This window comes from Promicromonospora sp. NPDC057488 (assembly GCF_042802395.1).
GTDB lineage: Bacteria > Actinomycetota > Actinomycetes > Actinomycetales > Cellulomonadaceae > Promicromonospora.
The window spans coordinates 1-5,907 of sequence record NZ_JBHVEG010000262.1; the positions used below are offsets into that span (position 1 = coordinate 1).

Below are 5,907 nucleotides of genomic sequence, written 5' to 3' on the forward strand. Positions count from 1 at the left end.
GCCAGGACGAACGCCGTCCTGGCAGCAACCGCATGGTCGGTAAAAGGGGGCGGCGCCCCGCTCAGGCCCCGAGCGTCGCGCCCCAGGTCTGCTTCGGGTCGGCCACCGCCACGGCCAGCGTCGTGTCCGACTGCCCGTAGTACGCGAACCACCGGCCCTGGAAGGAGACCAGACCCTCGACGAACGTCACGTTGGACACGAGCCCGTTGCGGTCCTCGAACGTCTGCGGCTTCAGCCACGGCTCCTGCAGCCGGGCGAGCACCCGCGTCGGGTTGTCGGGGTCGATCGCGATCTGGCCGCACCGGTAGTCGACGTCGACGCTGCCGTCCGGGTTGATGACGCGGGTCGCGCCGTTGGTGAGCATGACGAGCAGCCCGTTCTCCGTCAGCACGGGCGACGTGCCGATCTCGACGAGGTCGGCGTCGAAGGACCCCGGCGTCGGCGAGTACATGGGCTCGGTGTCCGGGGTGCCCGGCGTCCAGTGGATCAGGTCGTCGCTGGTGGCCCAGTAGATGGCGCCCTCGCCGAAGTACATCCACCACTTGCCCTGCATCCGCACCGGGACGATGACGCCCGCCTTGGACCAGTTGAACCCGCGCGGGTCCACGGTCGCGAAGGTGTCGAACGACTCGAACATCGGCCCGTGCTTGGTCCAGTCGTGCAGGTCGGTCGAGGTGGCGAGGCAGAGCTGGGCGCTGTGCCGGTCCCAGCCGGTGTAGGTCAGGTAGAACGTGCCGTCGATGTACGCGACGCGGGGGTCCTCGCACCCGTAGCGCTCGTAGTCCTCCGACGGCGACAGGATCGGCTCGGCCTCGCGCTCGAACTCAAAGCCGTCGCGGCTTCGGGCCAGGCCGATGTGGGACACGATGTCCTCGGCGTGGGCGCGGTACAGGAGCACCACCTCGTCGTCGACCACCAGGGCGGCCGGGTTGTAGAGGTTGGCCGACTCCCAGCTGCCCCCGCGGGGGCGCAGGATCGGGTTGTTCTCGTACGGGACGAACGGCCCGAGCGGGAACGTTGCGTGGGTGAACATGCTGGTGACGTCCATGTGTGTGGGTCAGCCCTTCACGGCGGAGCCGATGTTGGATGCGGTGAAGTACCGCTGGAACAGGCAGAAGAGGATGACGACGGGGAACGCGAGCGTGGTGGCGCCCGCGAGGATCGCGCCGTTCGGGTTGGCGGTGGACTGGGCCACGTTGGAGATGTAGTTCGCCAGCGACACCGCGAGCGGCTGGAGCGTGGCGTCCTTGGTGATGAGGAACGGCCAGAGGAACTCGTTCCACGGCCCGATGAACGTGACCAGCACGACCGTGGTCAGGGCCGGCTTGACCAGGGGCACCGCGATCGAGAACACGATGCGCAGCTCGCTCGCGCCGTCGATCCGCGCCGCCTCGAACATCTCCTGCGGCAGCGCCCTGAAGAACTGCGTGAAGATGAAGACGGCGGTCGTGTTGATCGCGAACGGCAGGATCATCCCGAGGTACGTGTCGCCGAGGCCGAAGCCCCGCGTGATCTGCACGTACAGCGGGATCATCAGCAGCTGGAACGGCACCATCTGGACCAGCAGCATGAGCACCCAGGTGGCGCCCCGCCCGCGGAAGTCGAGCCGCTCCATCGCGTAGCCGGCCAGCAGGCCGAACGTCACCGTGCCCAGCAGCACGCCGGCGGTGAAGATCAGCGAGTTGCCCAGCGAGCCCAGCAGGTCGATCCGCGAGTCGATCGCCCCGAAGTTGCCGAGCGTCCAGCCGGACGTCGGCACGAGCCGGTCCGGGGTGTTGGTCGGGCTCTCCTGGAACGCCCCGACCACCATGAAGTAGAAGGGGAAGGCGAACACCGCCGCTGCCAGCGTGAGCAGCAGGTAGCGCACCCAGGTCCCGCGTTGTCGTCGCATGTCAGCGCTCCCTGTTGATGCGGTTGGCGGCGAGCGAGAGGACGCCGACGACGATGACCAGCAGCATGCCGATCGCCGCCGCGGTGTCCGGGTTCTGCTGCTGGATGCCGCGCTGGTAGATCAGCAGGACCGGTGTCACGGACGCGCCGTCCGGCCCGCCGCCGTTGGTCAGCAGGTAGGGCTCGGTGAACAGGTTGGCCCCCGTGATGATCGCGAGCACGAGCACCAGCACCGTGGTGCCCCGCACGCCGGGCACGGTCACGTTGCGGAACCGCTGCCAGGCGTTCGCGCCGTCCGTCTCGGCCGACTCGTGCAGCTCGCGCGGCACGCTCTGCAGCGCCGCGAGGTACAGCAGGATGTAGAAGCCGAGCTGCTTCCAGGTCACGAAGAGCGCGATGGTCGGCATCGCGAGCGACGAGCTGACCAGCCAGGACGGGTTCGGCGCGAGCGGCCCGAGGACCTCGTTGACGAGCCCGCCCGACGAGAACAGCAGCATCCACACGCCCACCAGCGACACGCTCGCCGTCAGGTAGGGCACGTAGAACGCGATGCGGTACCCCGCCGCCCACCGGATGCCGCCGTCGAGGGCCGTGGCCAGCACGAGCGACAGCACCACGGTGAGCGGCACGTTGATGACCAGGAACACCCCGATGTTGCGGAACGACTCCAGCACCTGGGGATCGGTGAGCACGGCGGCGAAGTTGTCGAACCCGACGAACGGCTTGGGCACGTCGACACCGGGCGCGGTGAAGAAGTAGTCGTGGAACGCGATGTAGACGGCGAACCCGAGCGGGTAGGCGAAGATCGTGACGACGAAGGCGAGGTAGGGCAGCGCGAACAGCGAGCCGATCGGCTGCCGCCCCCACCACCTGCGCCGGGTGGTGCGCAGGTCACCTGATGCCGTGCTCACCCGGATCAGCCCTGGACCAGCCCGGTCACCGTCTCGGCGGCGCCGCCCAGGAACTCGTCGACGCTGGTCTTGCCGAAGATCACGGCCGACGAGTACGCGTCGCGGAAGGCCTGCCACACCTCGACCGAGTTCGGGATGCTCGGCACGTCGCCCGTGCGCTCGGCCTGGTCGGCGAACACCTCGTAGGACGGGTTCTCGGCGAAGTAGTCCGCGTAGGTCGTGGCCAGGTCGGTGCGCAGCGGCATCTGCCCGGTCGCCTCCAGCAGCTTGCCGTCGCTCTCCTCGCTGGTCGAGAACTTGAGGAACTCCCAGGCGGTGGCCTGGTTCTCGCACGCGGTGAACATCGAGACGTTCTTCGAGTCGGCGAACGTCACCGGCTCGGCCTCGCCGGTCGACGTCGGCACCGGCATGAAGCCGACGTCGACGCTCTCGGCGTACGACGCGATGGCCCACGGACCCGCCATCTGCATGGCGGTGGTGCCGGCCGACATCGCGTCGTCCGTCGACGCCTCCTGCGGCGCGAGGCCCTCGGCGTAGATCGTCGCCCAGAAGTCGGCGACGGCCTTGCCGTTCTCGTCGTCGAACGTCGCCTGCTGGTCCTCGACCAGGGACGTGCCGCCCGACTCGGCCAGGTACAGCGGGTAGAAGTCGAACCACGGCTGGAAGAACTCGTTGGTCGGCGAGGGCCAGATCGCGCTGTCCGCGGCGCCCGACTCCACGATCTTGCGGCTGCCCGCGAGGAAGTCGTCGTAGGTGGCCATGTCCGGGTTCTCCGGGTCGATCCCGGCCTTCTCGAAGACCTTCTTGTTGTACATGACCATGACCGGGTTCGACTTCCAGGGAAGCTGGTAGTAGCCGTCGTCGGTGAGGTAGGTCTGCGCGCCCTCGCCCACGCGGTCCTCGATGTAGCTCGTGCCGTCCTCGAACTGGGACAGGTTCACGAGCCCGCCCTGGCGGACCCAGCCGGGCACCGCGGCGCTGGAGATGTTGTAGACCAGGCACGGCGCGGTGCCCGCGGTGATCGCGGCGGTGATGGCCTCCTCGGACGACGACCCGGCCGGGATCTCCTGCGCGGTCACCTCCTCGTCGGGGTGCTCGGCGTTCCAGGCGTCGACGACGTCCTGCCCCCAGCCGACCTCCTGCTCGTTGTTGGACAGCCAGACGGTGATGGGGCCGGTGCCGGACGGGCTCTCGCCGCCGCCACCTCCTCCGTCGCCGCCCGACGAGCAGGCTGCGGTCAGGGCCACCGCGGTGAGCAGTGCGGCGGTGCCGGCAAGACGGGGATGCTTCATGAGAACTCCTCCTCGAGTTCGGTGTGGGGTGCCTCGGGTGCGGGACCGGCGGTGCTGGCGCGCAGGCGAAGCTCGTTGCAGTCGACCGTGACGGACTCGGGCGGCTCGCCGGCGAGGTCGGCCAGCAGCCGCTCGGCGGCCACCCGGCCTCTCCGGAACGGGTCGGTCGAGACGCTGGTCAGGGCCGGGCTCAGGTGAGCCGAGAGGTGGTCGTCGTCGAAGCCGGCAACCGCGAGGTCGTCGGGGACCACGAGCCCCCGGCTCCGGGCGTAGGAATAGCCGGCGATGGCCATCGTGTCGTTCGCGTAGAGGATCGCGGTGGGCCGGTCGGGCAGGTCGAGCAGCTCGGCCGTGAGGGCACGGCCGCTCCCGGCGGTGAAGTCGCCCTCGCGCAGCAGCTCCTTGCTGCCGACGCTGCGGACGTACGCCCCCGCGCGGGCGTGCGAGTGCACGTAGTCGAGCGGGCCCGACACGTGGGCGATCCGGGTGTGCCCATGCTCGCGCAGGCGGGCGACCAGTTCCCGGACGGGCGCGGCGTCGTCCGTGCGGATCGTGGAGAACGGGCTCTCGGCGTCGTACGCCCCGAGCAGGACGGCAGGCAGCCGGATCTGCTGGAGGTACGCCACCCGCCAGTCGACGCGGTGCAGGTCGAGGACGATCACGCCGTCCGCGCGCCCGCTCGCCATCGCCCGGTACGCGCGCTCCTCCGCGGTGCGGGTGCTCGCGACCTGCAGCACCAGGGCGATCTCGTGCTCGGCGAGCACCGCCTCGACCCCCGAGATGAAGGCCGGGAAGAAGGCGTCGGACGCCAGGATCGTGGGGTCGCGGGACAGCACGACACCCACCGCGTCGGTACGCCGCGCGGCCAGCGCGCGCGCCCGTGAGCTCGGGACCCAGTCCAGCCGCTGCGCGGCGGCGAACACCCGGGCCTTGGTGGTCGCGGAGATCGGGCGCTTGCCGCTGTACGCGTGGGACACGGTCGCCTTGGTGACGCCCGCAGCGCGGGCGACGTCGTCGATCGTCGGCCTGTCCATCGCACTCCTCCGTGGTCGGGGCCGACAACGTAAAACCGGTTTGACGATACGGTCAACCGGTTTGATGATCGGGTCGAAAAAGCCCACGTAGGCTGGCCGCGTGACAGGAACCGAGACGCCCGGCAGGCGCCGTGACGCGATCCAGACCCGGGAGTCGATCCTCGTCGCCGCGGTCGCCGAGTTCACCGAGCACGGCTACGCCACGGCGGGCGTGCGGCAGATCGCCGCGCGGGCCGGGGTGACGGCCATGATGATCAACCGGTACTTCGGCTCCAAGGAGGGCCTGTTCGAGGCCGCGGTCGAGCGGTCGTTCGCGCCCCCGACGGTCGTCGGCGAGGACGACGCCGACCTCGCCCGGTCCATCGCCGAGCGCCTGGCGGCGCGGACCGCCGGGGGCTCCGACGTGCTGGACCCGTTCCTGCTGATGCTGCGCTCGGCGTCCGACCCGGTGGCGGGGCCGATCATCCGGCGCGGCATCGAGACCCACGTGGGTGCGCGGCTGACCGACCAGCTCGACGGCGCCGACCGCGACGCCCGCGCGGAGCTGGTCCTCGCGATGCTCGCGGGCACGTGGCTGATGCGGACCGTGATCGGCACGGAGGGGCTGCGCGACGTACGCGAGGAGCGCCTGGTCGCGGTGCTCCGGCCGGCGCTGGCGGCGCTGGTCGACGAGGGCCCGGCCGGCGGTTCGTGAGCGGTGGGCCGTATCGGGCCGGCATCACTTCCCGCGGGCCTCCCGTCGGTCGAGCTTGTCGAGACCTGGTGAGGTCTCGACAAGCT

At 70.2% G+C, this 5,907-nt stretch carries 6 protein-coding genes; 1 reads left to right on the forward strand and 5 read right to left on the reverse strand.

What is annotated here, in order from left to right:
- Nucleotides 1–61 precede the first annotated feature (61 nt).
- The 5 genes from ACFU5G_RS28545 to ACFU5G_RS28565 are packed head-to-tail and all read right to left on the reverse strand — an operon-like array spanning nucleotide 62 to nucleotide 5,127.
- The gene (locus ACFU5G_RS28545; protein ID WP_377252270.1) at nucleotides 62–1,033 is read right to left on the reverse strand and encodes a glycoside hydrolase family 130 protein; all 972 of its coding nucleotides are present in this window, start codon (nucleotides 1,031–1,033) and stop codon (nucleotides 62–64) included.
- Between the two features lie 24 nt (nucleotides 1,034–1,057).
- The gene (locus ACFU5G_RS28550) at nucleotides 1,058–1,891 is read right to left on the reverse strand and encodes a carbohydrate ABC transporter permease (RefSeq protein ID WP_377252272.1); all 834 of its coding nucleotides are present in this window, start codon (nucleotides 1,889–1,891) and stop codon (nucleotides 1,058–1,060) included.
- Nucleotide 1,892: 1 nt separating this feature from the next.
- Complete coding sequence (locus ACFU5G_RS28555) at nucleotides 1,893–2,801, reverse strand: carbohydrate ABC transporter permease (protein ID WP_377252275.1); 909 nt, start codon at nucleotides 2,799–2,801, stop codon at nucleotides 1,893–1,895.
- 5 nt (nucleotides 2,802–2,806) lie between these two features.
- Entirely contained in the window at nucleotides 2,807–4,093 is a 1,287-nt protein-coding gene (locus ACFU5G_RS28560) for an extracellular solute-binding protein (protein ID WP_377252277.1), read from the reverse strand.
- Nucleotides 4,090–5,127 (reverse strand): LacI family DNA-binding transcriptional regulator, encoded by a 1,038-nt coding sequence (locus ACFU5G_RS28565; RefSeq protein WP_377252280.1) that lies wholly within the window; start codon nucleotides 5,125–5,127, stop codon nucleotides 4,090–4,092. Before ACFU5G_RS28565 ends, ACFU5G_RS28560 begins: the two co-directional genes overlap by 4 nt.
- A gap of 100 nt (nucleotides 5,128–5,227) precedes the next feature.
- Here ACFU5G_RS28565 and ACFU5G_RS28570 point away from each other — a divergent pair, with 100 nt between their 5' ends.
- Nucleotides 5,228–5,821 carry a TetR/AcrR family transcriptional regulator gene (locus ACFU5G_RS28570; RefSeq protein ID WP_377252283.1) on the forward strand — a complete coding sequence of 198 codons (594 nt, stop codon included), beginning with the start codon at nucleotides 5,228–5,230 and terminating at the stop codon, nucleotides 5,819–5,821.
- Nucleotides 5,822–5,907 lie beyond the last annotated feature (86 nt).